The 18125-nt window shown below is 62.0% G+C and carries 16 protein-coding genes; 10 read left to right on the top strand and 6 right to left on the bottom strand.

Going from position 1 to position 18125, the window contains the following annotated elements; all coding sequences use genetic code 11:
- Positions 1 to 51 precede the first annotated feature (51 nt).
- A complete protein-coding gene (gene ispE / locus ACJ8J1_RS09420) occupies positions 52 to 918 on the bottom strand; it encodes a 4-(cytidine 5'-diphospho)-2-C-methyl-D-erythritol kinase (protein ID WP_033642755.1) in 867 nt (288 codons plus the stop codon).
- Positions 915 to 1538, bottom strand: a complete 624-nt coding sequence (gene lolB / locus ACJ8J1_RS09415; RefSeq protein WP_025302493.1) for a lipoprotein insertase outer membrane protein LolB — start codon at positions 1536 to 1538, stop codon at positions 915 to 917. The genes ispE and lolB overlap by 4 nt, the downstream gene beginning before the upstream one ends.
- A gap of 468 nt (positions 1539 to 2006) precedes the next feature.
- On the opposite strand from lolB, the gene hemA reads away from it, so the two are divergent.
- Genes hemA through kdsA form a run of 6 tightly spaced genes read left to right on the top strand, consistent with a single transcriptional unit; the run spans position 2007 to position 7381 of the window.
- Complete coding sequence (hemA, locus tag ACJ8J1_RS09410; protein ID WP_019454778.1) at positions 2007 to 3269, top strand: glutamyl-tRNA reductase; 1263 nt, start codon at positions 2007 to 2009, stop codon at positions 3267 to 3269.
- 31 nt (positions 3270 to 3300) lie between these two features.
- Entirely contained in the window at positions 3301 to 4386 is a 1086-nt protein-coding gene (gene prfA, locus ACJ8J1_RS09405) for a peptide chain release factor 1 (protein ID WP_033642756.1), read from the top strand.
- Positions 4386 to 5219: a peptide chain release factor N(5)-glutamine methyltransferase gene (prmC, locus tag ACJ8J1_RS09400; RefSeq protein WP_033642757.1), complete on the top strand. Its 834-nt coding sequence runs from the start codon at positions 4386 to 4388 to the stop codon at positions 5217 to 5219. Before prfA ends, prmC begins: the two co-directional genes overlap by 1 nt.
- Before the next feature lie 44 nt (positions 5220 to 5263).
- Positions 5264 to 5662 carry a SirB2 family protein gene (locus ACJ8J1_RS09395; protein ID WP_033642758.1) on the top strand — a complete coding sequence of 133 codons (399 nt, stop codon included), beginning with the start codon at positions 5264 to 5266 and terminating at the stop codon, positions 5660 to 5662.
- The gene (gene sirB1 / locus ACJ8J1_RS09390; RefSeq protein ID WP_033642759.1) at positions 5659 to 6468 is read left to right on the top strand and encodes an invasion regulator SirB1; all 810 of its coding nucleotides are present in this window, start codon (positions 5659 to 5661) and stop codon (positions 6466 to 6468) included. Before ACJ8J1_RS09395 ends, sirB1 begins: the two co-directional genes overlap by 4 nt.
- Positions 6469 to 6526: 58 nt before the next feature.
- The gene (kdsA, locus tag ACJ8J1_RS09385) at positions 6527 to 7381 is read left to right on the top strand and encodes a 3-deoxy-8-phosphooctulonate synthase (RefSeq protein ID WP_004941087.1); all 855 of its coding nucleotides are present in this window, start codon (positions 6527 to 6529) and stop codon (positions 7379 to 7381) included.
- A gap of 46 nt (positions 7382 to 7427) precedes the next feature.
- Here kdsA and dauA read toward each other — a convergent pair whose 3' ends face one another.
- Positions 7428 to 9116 carry a C4-dicarboxylic acid transporter DauA gene (dauA, locus tag ACJ8J1_RS09380; RefSeq protein WP_033642760.1) on the bottom strand — a complete coding sequence of 563 codons (1689 nt, stop codon included), beginning with the start codon at positions 9114 to 9116 and terminating at the stop codon, positions 7428 to 7430.
- Between the two features lie 232 nt (positions 9117 to 9348).
- The gene (locus ACJ8J1_RS09375) at positions 9349 to 9834 is read right to left on the bottom strand and encodes a heme-degrading domain-containing protein (protein WP_025302499.1); all 486 of its coding nucleotides are present in this window, start codon (positions 9832 to 9834) and stop codon (positions 9349 to 9351) included.
- A gap of 198 nt (positions 9835 to 10032) precedes the next feature.
- Here ACJ8J1_RS09375 and ACJ8J1_RS09370 point away from each other — a divergent pair, with 198 nt between their 5' ends.
- Positions 10033 to 11133: a GGDEF domain-containing protein gene (locus ACJ8J1_RS09370; RefSeq protein WP_033642761.1), complete on the top strand. Its 1101-nt coding sequence runs from the start codon at positions 10033 to 10035 to the stop codon at positions 11131 to 11133.
- A 32-nt stretch (positions 11134 to 11165) separates the two neighbouring features.
- On the opposite strand, the gene mfd is transcribed toward ACJ8J1_RS09370, so the two are convergent.
- Together mfd and ACJ8J1_RS09360 are read right to left on the bottom strand one after the other, a co-directional pair.
- Positions 11166 to 14639: a transcription-repair coupling factor gene (gene mfd / locus ACJ8J1_RS09365; RefSeq protein ID WP_033642762.1), complete on the bottom strand. Its 3474-nt coding sequence runs from the start codon at positions 14637 to 14639 to the stop codon at positions 11166 to 11168.
- Positions 14640 to 14649: 10 nt separating this feature from the next.
- Complete coding sequence (locus ACJ8J1_RS09360; RefSeq protein WP_033642763.1) at positions 14650 to 14910, bottom strand: hypothetical protein; 261 nt, start codon at positions 14908 to 14910, stop codon at positions 14650 to 14652.
- 38 nt (positions 14911 to 14948) lie between these two features.
- On the opposite strand from ACJ8J1_RS09360, the gene lolC reads away from it, so the two are divergent.
- From lolC to lolE, 3 genes are read left to right on the top strand one after another with little or no spacing between them, the layout of a single operon-like run.
- On the top strand, positions 14949 to 16151 hold the full coding sequence (lolC, locus tag ACJ8J1_RS09355; RefSeq protein ID WP_033642764.1) for a lipoprotein-releasing ABC transporter permease subunit LolC: 1203 nt from the start codon (positions 14949 to 14951) through the stop codon (positions 16149 to 16151).
- Positions 16144 to 16848, top strand: coding sequence for a lipoprotein-releasing ABC transporter ATP-binding protein LolD (gene lolD, locus ACJ8J1_RS09350; RefSeq protein WP_004941120.1), 705 nt, complete (start codon positions 16144 to 16146; stop codon positions 16846 to 16848). The genes lolC and lolD overlap by 8 nt, the downstream gene beginning before the upstream one ends.
- On the top strand, positions 16848 to 18095 hold the full coding sequence (lolE, locus tag ACJ8J1_RS09345) for a lipoprotein-releasing ABC transporter permease subunit LolE (RefSeq protein WP_033642765.1): 1248 nt from the start codon (positions 16848 to 16850) through the stop codon (positions 18093 to 18095). The genes lolD and lolE overlap by 1 nt, the downstream gene beginning before the upstream one ends.
- The last annotated feature ends 30 nt before the right edge of the window (positions 18096 to 18125 follow it).

Raw genomic sequence — 18125 nt, 5'->3', positions numbered from 1 at the left:
GCAGGGATAACAGGGCCAGGTGTGCATGACCCTGCGCAGCGAAACGTTGAGCTACGACTCAAACCGCCCGGAACGGATGCGATGTAGTGGGGAGACGTTAACGCCGCGCGCTACAAAACCACACAACCACTCCGGGGCTTGATTTAACACCTGACGGGCGGCGATTTCTGTGTCGAATTCAGCAAACACACAAGCACCTGTGCCAGTCAGGCGTGACGGGGCGTATTCTAACAGCCATGAAAGAAGCTGTTCAACCTCGCGAAAACGTTTTCTTGCGATCGGTTCGCAATCATTTGCGTACGGCGCCTGCAACAGCTCACTTAAGGAGCGAACCGGGGTGTCTCTTTTCAATTCGGGGTCACCGAAGATAACTGGTGTCGGGATGCCGACGCCGGGATGCGCCACCAGATACCACTTTTCCTGCGGCTCGGCCGGCTGCAGGCGCTCGCCGATGCCTTCGGCGAAGGCGGCGTGGCCGCGCACGAACACCGGCACGTCGGCGCCGAGGCTAAGCCCCATCTCTGCCAGTTGGTCGTCGCTGAGGTGGCATCGCCACAGCTCGTTCAGCGCCACCAGCACGGTGGCGGCGTTGGAGGAGCCGCCGCCCAAACCGCCGCCCATCGGCAGGCGTTTGTCGATGCTGATGTCGGCGCCGCGCGGCGCGGTCTGCAGGCCCTGTTCATCGCAATAGCGTTGCAGCAGGCGGGCGGCGCGCACGATCAGGTTCTGCTCGTCCGGCACGCCCTCAACCGGCGTCAGCAGGTGAATGCGGTCGTCCTGGCGTGGGTCGATGGTCAGGGTGTCGCCGTAGTCCAAAAACTGGAACAGCGTCTGCAGCAGGTGATAGCCGTCTTCACGACGGCCGGTGATGTACAGAAACAGGTTGAGTTTCGCGGGGGAGGGCCACTGGCGGATCATTTGAGCGTCCAGTTATCCATCTTCAGCTTGATGCGCTGGTCGCCCTGCTGCAGCTCCAGGCGGTTCGGCAGCGTCGGCTGCACCTCGTTGCTGTAGCCCTGGTAATCCACTTTCCAGGTCTGGCCGCCTTGCTGGTAGGTCAGTTTGCTCAGACGATATTGGTCATCCAGCGCAAAATCGCTGGCTTCGCCCGGCAGGCCGAGCATCCACTGGCGCAGGTTGTTCAGCGGGATCGCCATGCCGGTCAGCTTGCGGATCATCTCTTCCGGGTTGTCGCTGACGTAGCGTTTGCCCTGGTTGTCGGTCAGCTGCACCACGTTTTTCTGCACGTTGAGATCCATTTCCGTGCTGCCCAGCGGGTTGGTCAGCAGCAGGCGGTAGCGCTCCGGCGAGAACTGCTGCCAGAAGAAGCGGGCGTAGACTTTTTTCTGATCAGACAAGTAGGCGAAGGAGCCGCGGGTCTGATAGGTGCTGAGCTGTTGCACCGCCTGCTCATGGGCGCGCCACTGCGGTGAGGTTGGGCTGGTGGCCGGGCCGGTCGGCTTGGTGGTGGTACAGGCGGCCAGCACCAGGCTGGCCAGCGGGATCAGACGGAGCAAACTAACTTTGCGTATTGGCATAACTTTCTCTTGTCCTTTTGTCCTTGCGGGCATGCGCGACGAAACCCGGATTCAGCGCTCACGCTAACGGGGCGGCGGCGACGCGTCAATTTTTTGCTGCATCGCGTTGAATCTTGCCGCTTTTGCCGGCGCAATGCCAACCCGGCGCGCGCGTCGGGGTCGCCATTAAGATTAACACAATCGGCTGAAGGCGGGGGAGGCGCGCCCGATAAGCGGTGCCGGAGTTGCGCAAACGCCGCCGCTGCGTACGCCGAATAGCGTGCGCGTTATCGCAAACTGCGCTAAAATTTAAGCAATTAACCTACCCTATGACTATTTATCCTGCTGTATTTATTGCTTATTCATTAATTGATGTCATCTATGACAGCGATTGAACGGAAGATGCGGTTGTTACTTTTATTGATCCCGCGCATCAAGTAGAATGCCGTTCAACGAGAACCCGTACCAAGATAAGTATTACTCGAAGCAATGACCCTGCTGGCGTTAGGTATAAATCACAAAACCGCTCCGGTTTCTCTGCGTGAAAGGGTGACCTTCTCGCCAGAGTCCATCGATGAGGCGCTAACCAGCTTGCTCCAACAACCGTTGGTGCAGGGCGGCGTCGTGTTGTCCACCTGCAACCGCACCGAGCTGTACCTCAGCGTAGAGCAACAGGAACACATGCACGAGCAGCTGGTCGCCTGGCTGTGCGCGTACCACAACCTGCGCCCGGAAGAGGTGAAGAAAAGCCTGTACTGGCATCAGGGCAACGACGCGGTCAGCCATCTGATGCGGGTGGCCAGCGGGTTGGACTCTCTGGTGCTGGGCGAACCGCAGATCCTCGGCCAGGTGAAAAAGGCCTTCGCCGAGTCGCAACGCGGCCAGTCGCTGTCCGGCGAGCTGGAGCGGCTGTTCCAGAAATCCTTCTCCGTCGCCAAGCGCGTGCGCACCGAAACCGAAATCGGCGCCAGCGCCGTCTCCGTGGCTTTCGCCGCCTGTACGCTGGCGCGGCAGATCTTCGAATCGCTGGCCGATCTCAACGTATTGCTGGTGGGCGCCGGTGAAACCATCGAGCTGGTGGCGCGCCACCTGCGCGAACACAAAGTGCGGCACATGATCATCGCCAACCGCACCCGCGAGCGCGCGCAGCTGCTGGCGGACGAGGTCGGCGCTGAGGTGATCACCCTGCCGGAGATCGACGAACGCCTGGCGGACGCCGACATCATCATCAGTTCCACCGCCAGCCCGCTGCCGATCATCGGCAAGGGGATGGTGGAGCGCGCGCTGAAGGCGCGCCGCAACCAGCCGATGCTGCTGGTGGATATCGCCGTACCGCGCGATATCGAGCCGGAGGTCGGCAAACTGGCCAACGCCTATCTGTACAGCGTGGACGATCTGCACGCCATCATTCAAAGCAACCTGGCGCAGCGCAAAGCGGCGGCGGTGCAGGCGGAGTCGATCGTGCAGCAGGAAAGCACCAACTTCATGGCCTGGCTGCGTTCGCAGGGCGCGGTGGAAACCATCCGCGACTACCGTTCGCAGGCCGACCAGATCCGCGCAGAAATGGAGGCCAAAGCGCTGGCCGCCATCGCGCAGGGCGCCAACGTGGAGCAGGTTATTCACGAGCTGGCCCATAAACTGACCAACCGTCTTATTCATGCCCCCACCAAATCCCTCCAGCAGGCCGCCGGCGACGGCGACGTGGAGCGGTTGCAGTTATTACGCGACAGCCTCGGGCTGGATCAGCATTAGTTTTCTCTATTAACAGGGTTTATTACCACGCATGAAGCCTTCTATTGTTGCCAAACTGGAAGCGTTACAAGAGCGCCATGAAGAAGTGCAGGCGCTGCTCGGCGATGCCGGCGTCATCGCCGACCAAGACCGGTTCCGCGCGCTGTCGCGAGAATACGCGCAGCTGACCGACGTCAGCCGCTGCTTCCTGGAATGGCGTCAGGTGCAGGAGGATCTGGAGACGGCGGAAATGATGCTGGACGATCCGGAAATGCGCGAGATGGCGCAGGAAGAGCTGAAACAGGCGCGGGCGAGCAGCGAAGAGCTGGAACAGCAACTGCAGGTGTTGTTGCTGCCGAAAGATCCGGACGATGAGCGCAGCTGCTTCCTCGAAGTGCGCGCCGGCACCGGCGGCGATGAGGCGGCGATCTTCGCCGGCGATCTGTTCCGCATGTACAGCCGCTATGCGGAAAGCCGCCGCTGGCGCGTCGAGGTAATGAGCGCCAACGAAGGCGAACACGGCGGCTTCAAAGAAGTCATTGCCAAAGTTTCCGGCGACGGCGTGTACGGTCAGCTGAAGTTTGAATCCGGTGGCCACCGCGTGCAGCGTGTGCCGGAAACCGAATCTCAGGGGCGCATCCACACCTCCGCCTGTACCGTGGCGGTGATGCCGGAAGTGCCGGAAGCCGAGCTGCCGGACATCAACCCGGGCGATCTGAAAATCGACACCTTCCGCTCCTCCGGCGCCGGCGGCCAGCACGTTAACACCACCGACTCGGCGATTCGCATTACCCACCTGCCGACCGGCATCGTGGTGGAGTGCCAGGACGAACGTTCACAGCACAAAAACAAAGCCAAGGCGATGTCGGTGTTGGGCGCGCGCATTCGCGCCGCCGAGATGGCCAAGCGCCAGCAGGCCGAGGCGTCCACTCGCCGCAACCTGCTGGGCAGCGGCGATCGTTCCGATCGCAACCGCACCTACAACTTCCCGCAGGGGCGGGTGACCGACCACCGCATCAACCTGACGCTTTACCGCCTGGATGAAGTGATGGAAGGCAAACTGGACATGCTGATCCAGCCGATCGTGCAGGAGTATCAGGCCGATCAGCTGGCTGCGCTGTCCGCCGAGCAAGAGTGATGGATTATCAACACTGGCTGAAAGCCGCCGCCGCGCGTTTGACCCACAGCGACAGCGCCCGGCGCGACGCGGAAATCCTGTTGGGTTTCGTGACCGGCAAGGCCAGAACCTTCCTGATGGCGTTCGGGGAAACCCTGCTGACGCCGCCGCAGCAACAGCAGCTGGAGACGCTGCTGGCGCGCCGCGAACGCGGTGAGCCGGTGGCCTATCTGGTGGGCGAGCGCGAGTTTTGGTCGCTGCCGCTGTCGGTCTCGCCCGCGACGCTGATCCCGCGCCCGGATACCGAATGCCTGGTGGAACTGGCGCTGGCGCGCCTGCCGCCGCAACCCTGCCACTTCCTCGATCTCGGCACCGGCACCGGCGCCATCGCGCTGGCGCTGGCCAGCGAGCGCCCGGATTGTTCGGCAATCGGCGTCGATGTGCAGCCGGACGCGGTCGCGCTGGCGCAGCACAACGCGCACAAGCTGAAGATCGACAACGTTCGATTTTTACAGGGCAGCTGGTTTGCGCCCGTGGCCGGGCAACGCTTTGCGCTGATCGCCAGCAATCCGCCCTATATCGACGCCGCCGATCCGCATTTGTCGCAGGGCGACGTGCGCTTCGAGCCGGGCAGCGCGCTGGTGGCCGCCGAGCACGGGCTGGCCGATCTGGCCGCCATCGTGCGCCAGGCGCCGCACTATCTGCAGCCACAGGGCTGGCTGCTGTTGGAACATGGCTGGCAGCAGGGTGAGAGCGTGCGCGCGCTGCTGCAGGCCGCCGGATTTTCCGCTGTCGCCACCCACCGTGATTACGGCGACAACGATCGTGTGACGCTCGGCCAATGGCCGGGATAAGCGCCCCTCATAATAACGACGCCCGGGCCATCTAAGGGAGCATCATGACTGCATACACCGCGTTGAAACATTTCCATTTGCTGACGGTCGCCATCAGTATTACCTTGTTTGTGCTGCGTTTTTACTGGCAGTGGCGCCGCTCGCCGATCGTGGGGCGTCGCTGGGTCAAGATAGCGCCGCACCTGAACGACACGCTGCTGTTCGTCAGCGGCATCGCGCTGGTGGTGACGTTCGGGTTTTATCCGCTGCTGGGTATGGACTCATGGCTGACCGAGAAGCTGTTTGGCGTTATTATCTATATCCTGCTTGGCTACGTCGCATTGGGCAAGAAGACCAAAAGTCAGCGGCTGCGAACCGTGGCGTTCGTGCTGGCGTTGGGCTGTCTGTATCTGATAATTAAACTTGCCACGACGAAAATACCGTTTCTGATGGGATACCTATGAGTAGCATTGCTGATTTTGAATTTAACACCTCGCCGCTGAGCGAAGGGGTGATCCTGGTGTCGCAGTCGGTAAGGCGTGATTTCCCCGCCGCCGACGTAGAGCGCAAGCTGCAACAGCTGGTGGACGAAGCGCGCGCGGCGGTGCCGGCCGACATCACACAGGAGCAGCAACTGGATGCGCTCATCGAACTGTTCTACAAAACCTGGGGATTCGGCGGCGCCAGCGGCGTCTATCGCCTGTCGGACGCCATCTGGCTGGATAAGGTGCTGGAGGGGCGGCAGGGCACGCCGGTTTCGCTCGGCACCATCTTCCTGCATATCGCCAACGCGCTGGATTTGCCGCTGCTGCCGGTGATTTTCCCCACTCAGCTGATCCTGCGCGCCGATTGGCTGGATGAAGAGCTGTGGCTGATCAACCCGCTGAACGGCGAAACCCTGAGCGAACACCAGCTGGAAGTGTGGATCAAGGGCAACCTGGGGCTGGGCGCCGAGCTGGAAGACGACGATCTCGACGAATCCGAGAACATCATGGTGGTGCGCAAGATGCTGGATACGCTGAAGGCCGCCCTGATGGAAGAAAAGCAGCTGGAAATGGCGCTGCGCACCAGCGAAACGGTGCTGTGCTTCGATCCGGAAGATCCGTACGAGATCCGCGATCGTGGGCTGATTTACGCCCAGCTGGAGTGCAACCATATCGCGATTTCCGATCTCAACTATTTTGTCGAGCAGTGTCCTGAAGACCCGGTCAGCGAAGTGATCAAAGTGCAGATCCATTCGATTGAGCCGAAACAGGTGACGCTGCATTAATTCAATGACTCCGTGCAGTTTGCAAGGCGACGGTTACAACCTTAACAAAGGCGAAAGCATGAAACAGAAAGTGGTTAGCATTGGCGACATCGACGTAGCAAACGACCTGCCGTTTGTGCTGTTTGGCGGTATGAACGTGCTGGAATCGCGCGATCTGGCGATGAGCATCTGCGAGCACTACGTCACCGTGACGCAAAAACTGGGCATTCCTTACGTTTTCAAAGCCTCTTTCGACAAAGCCAACCGTTCTTCCATCCACTCGTACCGCGGTCCGGGCCTGGAAGAAGGGATGAAGATCTTCGAAGAGCTGAAGAAAACCTTCGGCGTGAAAATCATCACCGACGTTCACGAAGCGGCGCAGGCGCAGCCGGTTTCCGAAGTGGTTGACGTGATCCAACTGCCGGCCTTCCTGGCGCGTCAGACCGATCTGGTGGAAGCGATGGCGAAAACCGGCGCGGTAATCAACGTCAAGAAGCCGCAGTTCGTCAGCCCGGGGCAGATGGGCAACATCGTCGACAAATTCAAAGAAGGCGGCAACGACCAGGTGATCCTGTGCGATCGCGGTAGCAACTTTGGTTATGACAACCTGGTGGTCGACATGCTGGGCATCAACGTGATGAAGAACGTGACCGGCGGCCATCCGGTAATCTTCGACGTGACCCATGCGCTGCAGACCCGCGATCCGTTCGGCGCCGCGTCCGGCGGCCGTCGCGCTCAGGTGGCCGAGCTGGCGCGCGCCGGCATGGCGGTTGGCCTGGCAGGGCTGTTCCTCGAAGCGCACCCGGATCCGAACAACGCCAAGTGCGACGGCCCGTCCGCGCTGCCGCTGGACAAGCTGGAGCCGTTCCTGGCGCAGATGAAAGCCATCGACGACCTGGTGAAGAGCTTCCCGGAGCTGGATACCAGCAACTAAGCGCTCATCGCCAAAAAAAAGCCCGACTTGTCGGGCTTTTTTACGTTTAGGCGCCGGTAGCCGCCAGCGCTTCCGGCAGCGTCGGGTAGAACTGCAGCCGGCCCTCGATCGGCTGCACCCGCGCGCGCGCCAGGGTTTTCAGCGGCTGGAACGGCACGTCGGTGATCACCAGCTTTTTATCCGCCGGCAGCGCGTCGATAAAGCGACGCAGGGCGCTCAGGCCGCCGGCGTCGAGCACCGGCACCGCATCCCATTGCAGCACGATCGTCCGATAGCCCTCGCTGCGCGCCAGCAGTTCGGTAAAGATGCGCTCGGCGGCGGCGAAGAACAGCGGGCCGTTCACTCGCAGCACCAGGCGGCCATCGTCGGCGCTCAGTTCGCTTAGCCGCGTCATGCGGGCGATACGGCGCATAAACAGCAGCGACGCCAGCACGATGCCTACGGTAATGGCGATCACCATGTCGAACAGCACCGTCAGCGACATGCACAGCAGCAGCACCAAAATATCGTCCTTTGGCGCCCGGCGCAGCAGGTAAACCACCTTGTGGGCCTCACTCATGTTCCAGGCGACCATCAACAGCAGCGCCGCCATCGCCGCCAGCGGCAGATAAGAGAGCCACGGCGCCAGGACCAGCAGCGCCAGCAGCACCAGCAGCGCGTGGATGATGGCGGATACCGGCGAGGTGGCGCCGGCGCGCACGTTGGCGGCCGAACGGGCAATCGCGGCGGTCGCGGTGATGCCGCCGAAGAACGGCGCGATGATGTTGCCCGCGCCCTGGCCGATCAGTTCGCTGTTCGAGTTATGCTTCTTGCCGGTCATGCCGTCGAGCACCACCGCGCACAGCAGCGATTCAATCGCCCCGAGCATCGCCATCGAAAACGCCGCCGGCAGCAGGGCGGAGACGGTTTGCCAACTGAGGCTGAACGGTTGCCCGCCGCCGCCCGGCAGATCCCAGGGCAGCAGCAGCTGCGGCAAGATAGGCGGGATGCCCTGGCCGCTGCTGCCGTCGGCCAGCAGGTAGCTGAAACGAGAGCCGATGGTCGCCACCGGGTGGTCAAACAGCGTCAGCAGCCCCATCAGCGCAGTGCCTGCCAGCAGCGCCGGCAGGTGGCCGGGCACGCGCAGGCCGAGTTTGGGCCAGAAGATCAGGATCAAGAGCGTCACCGCGCCGATCAGGGTATCGCCGAGATCCAACGTCGGCAGCGCCTGCAGCAGGGCGTACAGCTTGCCGACGTAGTTTTCCGGCGTGTGCGCCAGCTGCAGACCGAAAAAGTCCTTAATCTGCATGGTGGCGATGGTGATGGCGATACCGGAGGTAAAACCGAGCGTCACCGGCAGCGGAATGTATTCGATCAGCCGGCCAAAGCGCGCCAGCCCCATCAGCAGCAAAAATACCCCGGAGATCAGCGTGGCGACCAGCAAGCCGGCCAGGCCAAACTGCTGCGAGACCGGATAGAGGATCACCACGAAGGCGGCGGTGGGGCCGGAGACGCTGTAGCGCGAACCGCCGCTGACGGCGATGACGATGCCGGCGATGGCGGCGGTATACAGGCCGTACTGCGGCGGCACGCCGCTGGCGATCGCCAGCGCCATCGCCAGCGGAATGGCGATAATGCCGACCGTCACCCCGGCGATGGCGTCTTTCAGCAACCGCGCCAGACTATAAGGTTCCCGCCAGCAGGCGTCTATCAGCGCGCTGAAGGGGCGAATTTTGTTTATTTCATGCGTTTTCATCTACGGTGCGTACCAAATCTTCAAAAGTGAAAGGAATGGCGGGCCCGATGAGGTCCGTCTTGTCACGTGACAGATACCATACGCCTTTTGTTCAGCGGATTACCAGACCTGCGTCAATTTGGCGCAGGAAATCAGAGAGTCGTCGTTTTATCCGGCGCTAAATGCCGTTAACAGGTAAGTCAGCCGCAGATTCTGCGGCTGAAAAAGAAAGGAATAATCAAGGTTTTGGCGGTTAGTGCAGAGCGGGTAGGGATAAGCCGAGAAAGTGGGCTAAAGTGCTTACCAACAGCTGGTGATCTTCCTTCTGCGGCGCGCCGGAAATGCTGATGCTGCCGACGCAGCCGAGGCCGGTCAGGGTGAGCGGGAAGGCGCCGCCGTGCACCGAATAGTCGCGTACGCTCAGCCCGTAACGTTCCTCCAGCGACGTTTGCCGCTGCTGCAGACGCAGGCCGATGGCGTAAGAACTTTTGTGAAAATGGTTTACCAGATTGCGCTTGCGCCGCACCCAGTCGGCGATGTCCGGCGTGGCGCCCGGCATGGCGTAATAAAACAGCGTCTGCCCGGCCAGTTGGATTTCGATGGCGATGCTCAGGCCGCGTCGCTCGGCGGCGGTTTTCAGCGCCGCGCCCAGCTCCCAGGCGGTGGTGGCGTCAAAATGGGTAAAGGCCAGCGTCGCTTCCTGTTCGCTGAGCGCCTGCAGTTCATCGTCGATATTCATGCGTTTCTCCCCCGATATACAAAGGACAGAGTAGCCTGAAGCGAGCATCGTGAGATAGACGGCTTGGCGATAAGATAGAACTGCTACTCTATTAATAGACTGTGTAAAATGGCCGCCGCCGAAGCGGAGACGACAGGGATGCGTTATTCAACGTCTTTACATTACCCCTGGCGATCCCGAGGAGCGCGCTGACTATTTATGACTTACATTGCGTCCATTTCCACCCTTTACAGCGACGCTTGCATCACCTATGCCACGCTGTCGGTAAGCTATTTCGTTCTCAGCAAGAATGCCCCGTTTTCCTACCGTTCCGCACTGTGGAAGCGCGTCGTGTTCGGCCTGCTGGCCGGGGTGGCGGTGCTGTATTTGAGTCAGGATCGGCTGGTGTTGACCGATAAGGTACATTACAGCTTTGCGATGATCCCGATGATACTGGTGACGTTCTTCGGCGGCGGCGTCAGTGGGCTGGTGAGCTTTCTGTTCGCTATGGCACTGACCGGCGGCTTCACCGTCGATAACCTGTTCATCGCCTCGATTGTCGCGCCGCTGCTGCTGTCGCGGGTGTGGCTGAAGAAATCCCATCGGGTGTTTTACCTGACGATCGGCGTCATCGCGCTGTATCGCATCGTTGTGGTGTGGTTGTTGGTGGACTTGAGCGGGCTGTGGCCGGATGTGTTGCTGTACCAGGCGGCTTCGGCGCTCTGTCTGGCGATTTGCTATCATGCGCTGAATTTCAAAGAGCGCCACATCTACGCCTATTTCGCGATGCGCGCGCGCGCCACGACCGACAGCGTGACCCACATCAACAACCGCGCCAGCGTCGATTATCACCTGATGCTGCAGCGCGCCGAACGTCGCCCGTGCGGGCTGATGATCCTCGATTTGGATAACTTCAAAAACATCAACGACACTTACGGTCACCCGGCCGGCGACGTGCTGCTGGCGAGCGTGGGGCGGCTGTTGCAAAACAGCGTGCGCAATGAGGACTTTGTCGGGCGCTACGGCGGCGAAGAGTTTATGGTGATCACCGCCAGCTACGATCCGCAGGTGATCGGCGGGGTGGCCGAGCGCATTCGCAGCGCGGTGGAAAGCTCAACGTTCTTGCTGAATACGCACGACGAAGCGCACATCACAATGTCCATCGGCGTGTCGCTGTATCTGCCTGGCATGATGCTGGACAAGGCGATCGCCATGACCGACGAAGCGTTATATGAGGCGAAGCGCAGCGGCAAAAACCGGGTGGTGACCAGCCGCGTGATGCAGCTGGCGCCGCTGGGCGCCGGATTCCCGCGCGAGTAAGCCGCCCCCGCCGCCACGGCGGGGGCGTTGGCTCAGGCCGCCAGCGTGTGTTCGCGGAAGGCGTCCAGCAGCTCTTCGGTGAACGTCAGGCGTTTCTGGCGATCGGCCAGATCGAGCGTGAACTTCAGCTTGCTCGGGCCATCCAGGCGGTAAACCTGCGGATTGCCCTGCAACAGGCCGATCAGATAACCCGGGTCGACGCGGTTGTTGTCGCCGAACTCGATAAAGCCGCCGCGCTCGTTGCTCTCGATGCGTTTGATCCCCAGCTTCTGCGCATGCAGGCGCAGCGCCGCGCATTGCAACAGGTTGCGCGCCGCATCCGGCAGCTGGCCGAAGCGGTCGATCAGCTCGACCTTCAACTCGTCAAGCTCACCGTCGTTCTTCGCGCTGGCGATGCGCTTATACAGTGACAGGCGGGTATTGACGTCGGGAATGAAGTCTTCCGGCAGCAGGGCCGGCATGCGTAGCTCCACCTCGGTTTGGCTGCTGGTGAGATCTTCCAACGACGGCTCGCGACCGTTTTTCAACGCGTCGACGGCGCTTTCCAGCAGTTCCATATAGAGCGAGAAACCGACGGTGGTCATCTGGCCGCTCTGGTCTTCACCCAGCAGCTCACCGGCGCCGCGGATCTCCAGATCGTGAGTCGCCAGCGCGAACCCGGCGCCGAGATCTTCCAGCGACGCGATGGCCTCGAGCCGTTTATGGGCGTCGGTGCCCATGGCTTTGGGGTTTGGCGTCATCAGATAGGCGTAAGCCTGATGGTGCGAACGCCCGACGCGGCCGCGCAGCTGGTGCAGCTGCGCCAGGCCGAAGCGATCGGCGCGCTCGATGATGATAGTGTTGGCGCTGGGGATATCGATGCCGGTTTCGATGATGGTGGTGCACACCAGCACGTTGAAGCGCTGGTGGTGGAAATCGTTCATCACCCGTTCCAGATCGCGTTCGCGCATCTGGCCGTGGCCGATGGCGATGCGCGCTTCCGGCACCAGCTCAGCCAGACGCTGCGCCGCTTTTTCGATGTTTTCCACGTCGTTGTAGAGGTAGTAAACCTGGCCGCCGCGCAGCACTTCGCGCAGGATCGCCTCGCGCACCACCAGGCTGTCGTATTCGCGCACGAAGGTCTTCACCGCCAGGCGGCGCGCCGGTGGGGTGGCAATGATAGACAGATCGCGCATGCCGCTCATCGCCATGTTCAACGTCCGCGGGATCGGCGTGGCGGTCAGCGTCAGGATATCGACGTCGGCGCGCATCGCCTTGATGCGCTCCTTGTGGCGCACGCCAAAGCGGTGCTCTTCATCGACGATCAGCAGCCCCAAATCCTTCCAGCGCAGATCGCTCTGCAGCAGTTTGTGGGTGCCGATGATGATGTCCACTTTGCCTTCGGCCGCGTCGTCCAGTACCTGTTGCTGCTCTTTGGCGCTGCGGAAGCGCGACATCATCTCGATGCGGATCGGCCAGGTGGCGAAGCGATCGCGGAAGTTGTCGAAGTGCTGCTGCGCCAGCAGCGTCGTCGGCACCAATACTGCCACCTGCTTGCCGTTTTCCACCGCCAGGAAGGCGGCGCGCATCGCCACTTCGGTTTTGCCGAAGCCGACGTCGCCGCACACCAGGCGGTCCATCGCCAGCGGCTGGCACATGTCGCTCAGCACCGCATTGATCGCCTGTTCCTGATCCGGCGTGGTTTCGAACGGGAAGCTCTGGCAGAACAGCTGGTACTGCTCGCGGTTGTGTTTGAAGGCGAAACCGGCCTTGGCGGCGCGCTGGGCGTAGATATCCAGCAGCTCGGCCGCCACGTCGCGCACCCGTTCGGCCGCTTTCTGCCGCGCGCGCGTCCAGGCGTCGCCGCCCAGCTTGTGCAGCGGGGCGTTTTCGTCCGCGCCGCCGGCGTAGCGGCTGATCAGATGCAGTGAAGAAACCGGCACGTACAGCTTGTCCTCACCGGCGTAGGAGAGGATCAGGTACTCGGCCTTGATGCCGCCGGCCTCCAGCGTGGTCAGGCCGACGTAGCGGCCGACGCCGTGTTCCAGATGCACCACCGGCTGGCCGGGATGCAGCTCCGCCAGGTTGCGGATCAGGGTATCGGTATTGATGGTGCGCCGGTTGTCCTGCCGGCGGCGGCTGACGCGCTCGCCGAGCAGATCGCTTTCGCAGATCAGCGCCCGCTGGCGCAGGCCGTCGAGGAAGCCGTGTTCGGCGGCGCCGACCATCATGTAACGGCCCGCCGTTTCCGCCTGATCGAGGCGCTGAATCAGCGCCGGCGCCAGCTTGATGCGGCCGAGCAGATCCTGCAGCGTTTCACGCCGCCCCTCGCTCTCGACGGAGAAAATCACGCTGCCGTCGAAGCCTTCGATAAAGCGCCGCAGGTTATCCAGCGGGGATTTATGCTGCGCCTGCACCGCCAGATCGGGCAGGGCATGGTAGTCCAGATTGGTATTGCCGGCCTTGGCCGGCAGCTCATCGGTTTTCAGCGCGATGCGCGGCCAGGCCTTCAGCTCGCCGAACAGCGCGTCGACGCGCAGCCACAGCGTATCCGGCGCCAGCAGCGGGCGCATCGGATCGACGCGGCGGCTTTCGTAACGCTGGTTGACGTCCTGCCAGAAGCGCTCGGCGGCGCCCTCCAGATCGCCGGTGTTGACGATCAGCGTATTGGCCGGCAGGTAGCTGAACAGCGACGGCAGCGGCTGGCTGAAGAACAGCGGCTGCCAGTATTCGATGCCGGCCGGCCAGGCGCTTTTGCTGACCTGCTGATAGATGTGCTCGGCGTCGCGACGCACCTCAAACTGCTCGCGCCACTGGCTGCGGAACAGCTCGATGGCGTTTTTGTCGGTAGGGAACTCGTGGGCCGGCAACAGATTGATGGCCTCGACTTCGCTCAGCGTGCGCTGGGTGTCGACGTCGAAGATGCGCAGGCTGTCTATCTCGTCATCGAAGAAGTCGATGCGGTAAGGCTCATCGCTGCCCATTGGATACAGGTCGAGCAGCGCGCCGCGGGTGGCGAATTCGCCGTGCTCCATCACCTGATCGACGCTGCGGTAGCCGGCCTGTTCCAGCTGCGCGCGCAGCTTGTCGCGCGACAGGCGCTGGCCTTTTTTCATCACCAGCGCATGGCCGTGCAGGAATTCGTGCGGGCAGACGCGTTGCATCAGGGTATTGACCGGCAGAATGATCACGCCGCGCGCCATGGTCGGCAGGTGATACAGGCTCGACAAACGGTCGGAGATGATTTCCTGGTGCGGCGAGAAGCTGTCGTACGGCAGGGTTTCCCAGTCGGACAGGGTGGTCACCATCTGATCGGTGAACTGTTGGATCTCGTCGCGCAGCCGCAGGGCGTTTTGCATGTCCGGCGCGATCAGCATCACTGGGCCAGGGTGACGCTCGACGATCTCGGCGCACTCCACGGCGCAGGCCGCGCCGGTCAGTTGCCCCAGCTGGCGGAGATCGCCCGCGCGATCGGGCAGAGAATAACGGGGGGATGAGGAACGGTTACGGCTATCGGAAGTGCTCATTCAGGTATCTTTAATCAATGTGTTGGATGGCGTCCCGGCACGGATAACCCAGCGCCTTTATGCTGTTTATAGTAGCCCAGCGGCCGGCAAACTGACACAGCAAAAAGCGCTGCCCATCAATTTTCTGCCGGTTATTTAACCGGTTAATGCCGTCTGTTTTTTGCGGCTGAGGATAAATAACGCGCGAAGCTGCCGCCATCTCCCTCTTCGCCGCCACGCAATAAAAGGCCCTCGGGTGTTCCCTAAACGAGGGAGAGCCTTTATTATCCATGATCACTTTGCTTAAGCCACGGCTATCAAACGGATTTCATGTATCAACCTGTCGCGTTATTCATTGGCCTGCGCTACATGCGCGGGCGAGCCTCAGACCGCTTCGGGCGGTTTGTTTCCTGGCTTTCCACCATCGGCATTACGCTGGGGGTGATGGCGTTGGTCACCGTGCTGTCGGTGATGAACGGTTTCGAAAAGGATCTGGAGAACAACATTCTCGGCCTGATGCCGCAGGCGTTGGTCACCAGTCCGCAAGGATCGGTCAACCCGCAGCAGCTGCCGGCCTCCGAGGTGCAGAAGCTGCAGGGCGTCACGCGCGTTGCGCCGCTGACCACCGGTGACGTGGTGCTGCAAAGCGCTCGCAGCGTGGCGGTCGGGGTGATGCTCGGCGTGAATCCCGACGAGGCCGATCCGCTGACCCCGTATCTGGTCAACGTCAAGCAGCAACAGCTGCAGCCGGGCCAATACAACATCATCATCGGCGAACAGCTGGCGGGGCAACTCGGCGTCAAGCGCGGCGATTCGCTGCGCGTGATGGTGCCGAGCGCCAGCCAGTTCACGCCGATGGGCCGCATTCCCAGCCAGCGTTTGTTCACCCTCATCGGCACCTTCCACGCCAACAGCGAGGTGGACGGCTATCAGCTGTTGGTCAACCAACAGGATGCTTCGCGCCTGATGCGCTACCCGGCCGGCAACATCACCGGCTGGCGTCTGTTCCTGCAACAGCCGCTGGCGGTCGATACCCTCAGCCAGCAGTCGCTGCCGGCGGGCACCGTCTGGAAAGACTGGCGCGATCGCAAGGGCGAGCTGTTCCAGGCGGTGCGCATGGAGAAGAACATGATGGGGCTGCTGCTCAGCCTGATCGTGGCGGTGGCGGCGTTTAACATCATTACCTCGCTCGGCCTGCTGGTGATGGAGAAGCAGGGCGAGGTCGCCATTCTGCAGACTCAAGGGCTGACCCGCCGCCAGATCATGTCGGTATTTATGGTGCAGGGCGCCAGTGCCGGCATCATCGGTTCACTGCTCGGCACGCTGCTCGGCGTGCTGCTGGCCACCAACCTGAACAACCTGATGCCGATCCTCGGCGCATTGATCGACGGCGCTTCGCTGCCGGTGGCGGTCGATCCGCTGCAGGTGACGATCATCGCCGTGGTGGCGATGGCGGTTTCCCTGTTGTCCACGCTCTATCCTTCATGGCGCGCTGCCGCCGTACAACCCGCTGAGGCTTTACGTTATGAGTAACCATCTTTTGCTGCAGTGTGACAACCTGTGCAAGACCTATCAGGAAGGCAACCTGCACACCGACGTGCTGCGCAACGTCAGCTTTGCCATGCAGCAGGGCGAGATGATGGCGATCGTCGGCAGCTCGGGTTCCGGCAAGAGCACCCTGCTGCACCTGCTGGGCGGGCTGGACTCGCCGACCTCCGGCGAGGTGATTTTCAAGGGCGAATCGCTGAACGCCATGTCTTCGGCGGCCAAGGCTGAGCTGCGCAACCGCCAGCTGGGCTTCATCTATCAGTTCCACCACCTGTTGCCGGACTTCACCGCGCTGGAAAACGCCGCCATGCCGCTCTTGATCGGTGGCGCCAAACCGGCGCAGGCGCAGGAGAAAGCGCGGGAGATGCTGGCGGCGGTCGGGCTGGAAAAGCGCAGCAAACACCGTCCGTCCGAGCTTTCCGGCGGCGAGCGTCAGCGCGTGGCGATCGCGCGCGCGCTGGTCAATAACCCGGCGCTGGTGCTGGCGGACGAACCGACCGGCAACCTCGACAAGCGCACCGCGGACAGCATCTTCGATCTGCTCGGTGAGCTGAACGTGCGTCAGGGCACCGCTTTCCTGGTGGTAACGCACGATCTGCAGCTGGCCAAGCGCTTGAGCCGCCAGTTGGAAATGGCCGACGGTCACCTGCAGGCGCAGCTGACCCTGATGGGGGCCGAGTAATGGCGGGAGCCTCACTGTCCTTCCTGACGGCCCTGCGTTTCAGCCGCGGCCGTAAACGCGGCGGCATGGTGTCGCTGATCTCGGTCATCTCCACCATTGGCATCGCGCTGGGGGTGGCGGTGCTGATCGTCGGTCTGAGCGCGATGAACGGCTTTGAGCGCGAGCTGAAGAACCGCATTCTGGCGGTGGTGCCGCACGGCGAGCTCGAGCCGGTCAATCAGCCGTTCAGCGGCTGGCCGTCGATTCTGCAGCGGGTGGAAAAGGTGCCGGGCATTGTGGCCGCCGCGCCGTACATCAACTTTACCGGCCTGATGGAAAACGGCGCGCAGCTGCGCGCGGTGGAAGTCAAAGGCGTGGATCCGCAGCAGGAGAGCCGACTGAGCGCGCTGCCGCAGTATGTGCAGGGCGACGCCTGGGCCAACTTCAAGCCCGGCGAGCAGCAGGTGATCCTCGGCAAGGGCGTGGCCGACGCGCTGGGCGTCAAGCAGGGCGCCTATGTCACTGTGATGATCCCCAACAGCGACCCTGAGATGAAGCTGCTGCAGCCGAAGCGTATTCGCCTGCACGTGACCGGCATTTTGCAGCTCAGCGGCCAGCTCGATCACAGCCTGGCGCTGGTGCCGCTGGCCGATGCGCAGCAGTATCTCGACATGGGTGACAGCGTCACGGGCATCGCTCTCAAGATGAACGACGTGTTCGCCGCCAACAAGCTGGTGCGTGACGCCGGCGAAGTGACCAACGCTTACATCTACATCAAGAGCTGGATCGGCAAGTACGGCTATATGTACCGCGACATCCAGATGATCCGCGCCATCATGTACCTGGCGATGGTGCTGGTGATCGGCGTGGCCTGCTTCAACATCGTCTCCACGCTGGTGATGGCGGTGAAAGACAAAAGCGCCGACATCGCGGTGCTGCGCACCCTGGGCGCCAAAGACGGCTTTATCCGCGCCATTTTCATCTGGTATGGGCTGCTGGCCGGGTTGCTGGGCAGCCTGAGCGGCGTGGTGATCGGGGTGATCGCCTCGCTGCAGCTGACCAACATCATCCGGGGCATCGAGAAACTGGTCGGCCACTCCTTCCTGTCGGGCGATATTTACTTCATCGACTTCCTGCCTTCCGAGCTGCACTGGCTGGATGTGCTGATCGTGCTGGCGACCGCCATCGTGCTGAGCCTGTTGGCCAGTTGGTATCCGGCGAGGCGCGCCAGCCGCATCGATCCGGCGCGGGTGCTGAGCGGACAATAAAACCCACGGGGAGGCAGCGATGCCGCCCCG

Source organism: Serratia sp. CY37869, from assembly GCF_052168895.1.
Lineage (GTDB): Bacteria > Pseudomonadota > Gammaproteobacteria > Enterobacterales > Enterobacteriaceae > Serratia > Serratia ureilytica.
The sequence above is the reverse complement of the archived record's forward strand: the minus strand, read 5'-3'. Positions and strand labels throughout refer to the sequence as shown.

Bases quoted from the DNA above. Each gene is read 5' to 3' on its own strand.
- prmC (WP_033642757.1), top strand. From the start codon at position 4,386: ATGGATTATCAACACTGGCTGAAAGCCGCCGCCGCGCGTTTGACCCAC.
- ACJ8J1_RS09375 (WP_025302499.1), bottom strand. From the start codon at position 9,834: ATGAATATCGACGATGAACTGCAGGCGCTCAGCGAACAGGAAGCGACG.
- ACJ8J1_RS09370 (WP_033642761.1), top strand. From the start codon at position 10,033: ATGACTTACATTGCGTCCATTTCCACCCTTTACAGCGACGCTTGCATC.
- sirB1 (WP_033642759.1), top strand. From the start codon at position 5,659: ATGAGTAGCATTGCTGATTTTGAATTTAACACCTCGCCGCTGAGCGAA.
- lolD (WP_004941120.1), top strand. From the start codon at position 16,144: ATGAGTAACCATCTTTTGCTGCAGTGTGACAACCTGTGCAAGACCTAT.
- lolC (WP_033642764.1), top strand. From the start codon at position 14,949: ATGTATCAACCTGTCGCGTTATTCATTGGCCTGCGCTACATGCGCGGG.
- lolB (WP_025302493.1), bottom strand. From the start codon at position 1,538: ATGCCAATACGCAAAGTTAGTTTGCTCCGTCTGATCCCGCTGGCCAGC.
- mfd (WP_033642762.1), bottom strand. From the start codon at position 14,639: ATGAGCACTTCCGATAGCCGTAACCGTTCCTCATCCCCCCGTTATTCT.
- kdsA (WP_004941087.1), top strand. From the start codon at position 6,527: ATGAAACAGAAAGTGGTTAGCATTGGCGACATCGACGTAGCAAACGAC.
- hemA (WP_019454778.1), top strand. From the start codon at position 2,007: ATGACCCTGCTGGCGTTAGGTATAAATCACAAAACCGCTCCGGTTTCT.
- prfA (WP_033642756.1), top strand. From the start codon at position 3,301: ATGAAGCCTTCTATTGTTGCCAAACTGGAAGCGTTACAAGAGCGCCAT.
- dauA (WP_033642760.1), bottom strand. From the start codon at position 9,116: ATGAAAACGCATGAAATAAACAAAATTCGCCCCTTCAGCGCGCTGATA.
- ACJ8J1_RS09360 (WP_033642763.1), bottom strand. From the start codon at position 14,910: ATGGATAATAAAGGCTCTCCCTCGTTTAGGGAACACCCGAGGGCCTTT.
- ACJ8J1_RS09395 (WP_033642758.1), top strand. From the start codon at position 5,264: ATGACTGCATACACCGCGTTGAAACATTTCCATTTGCTGACGGTCGCC.
- ispE (WP_033642755.1), bottom strand. From the start codon at position 918: ATGATCCGCCAGTGGCCCTCCCCCGCGAAACTCAACCTGTTTCTGTAC.
- lolE (WP_033642765.1), top strand. From the start codon at position 16,848: ATGGCGGGAGCCTCACTGTCCTTCCTGACGGCCCTGCGTTTCAGCCGC.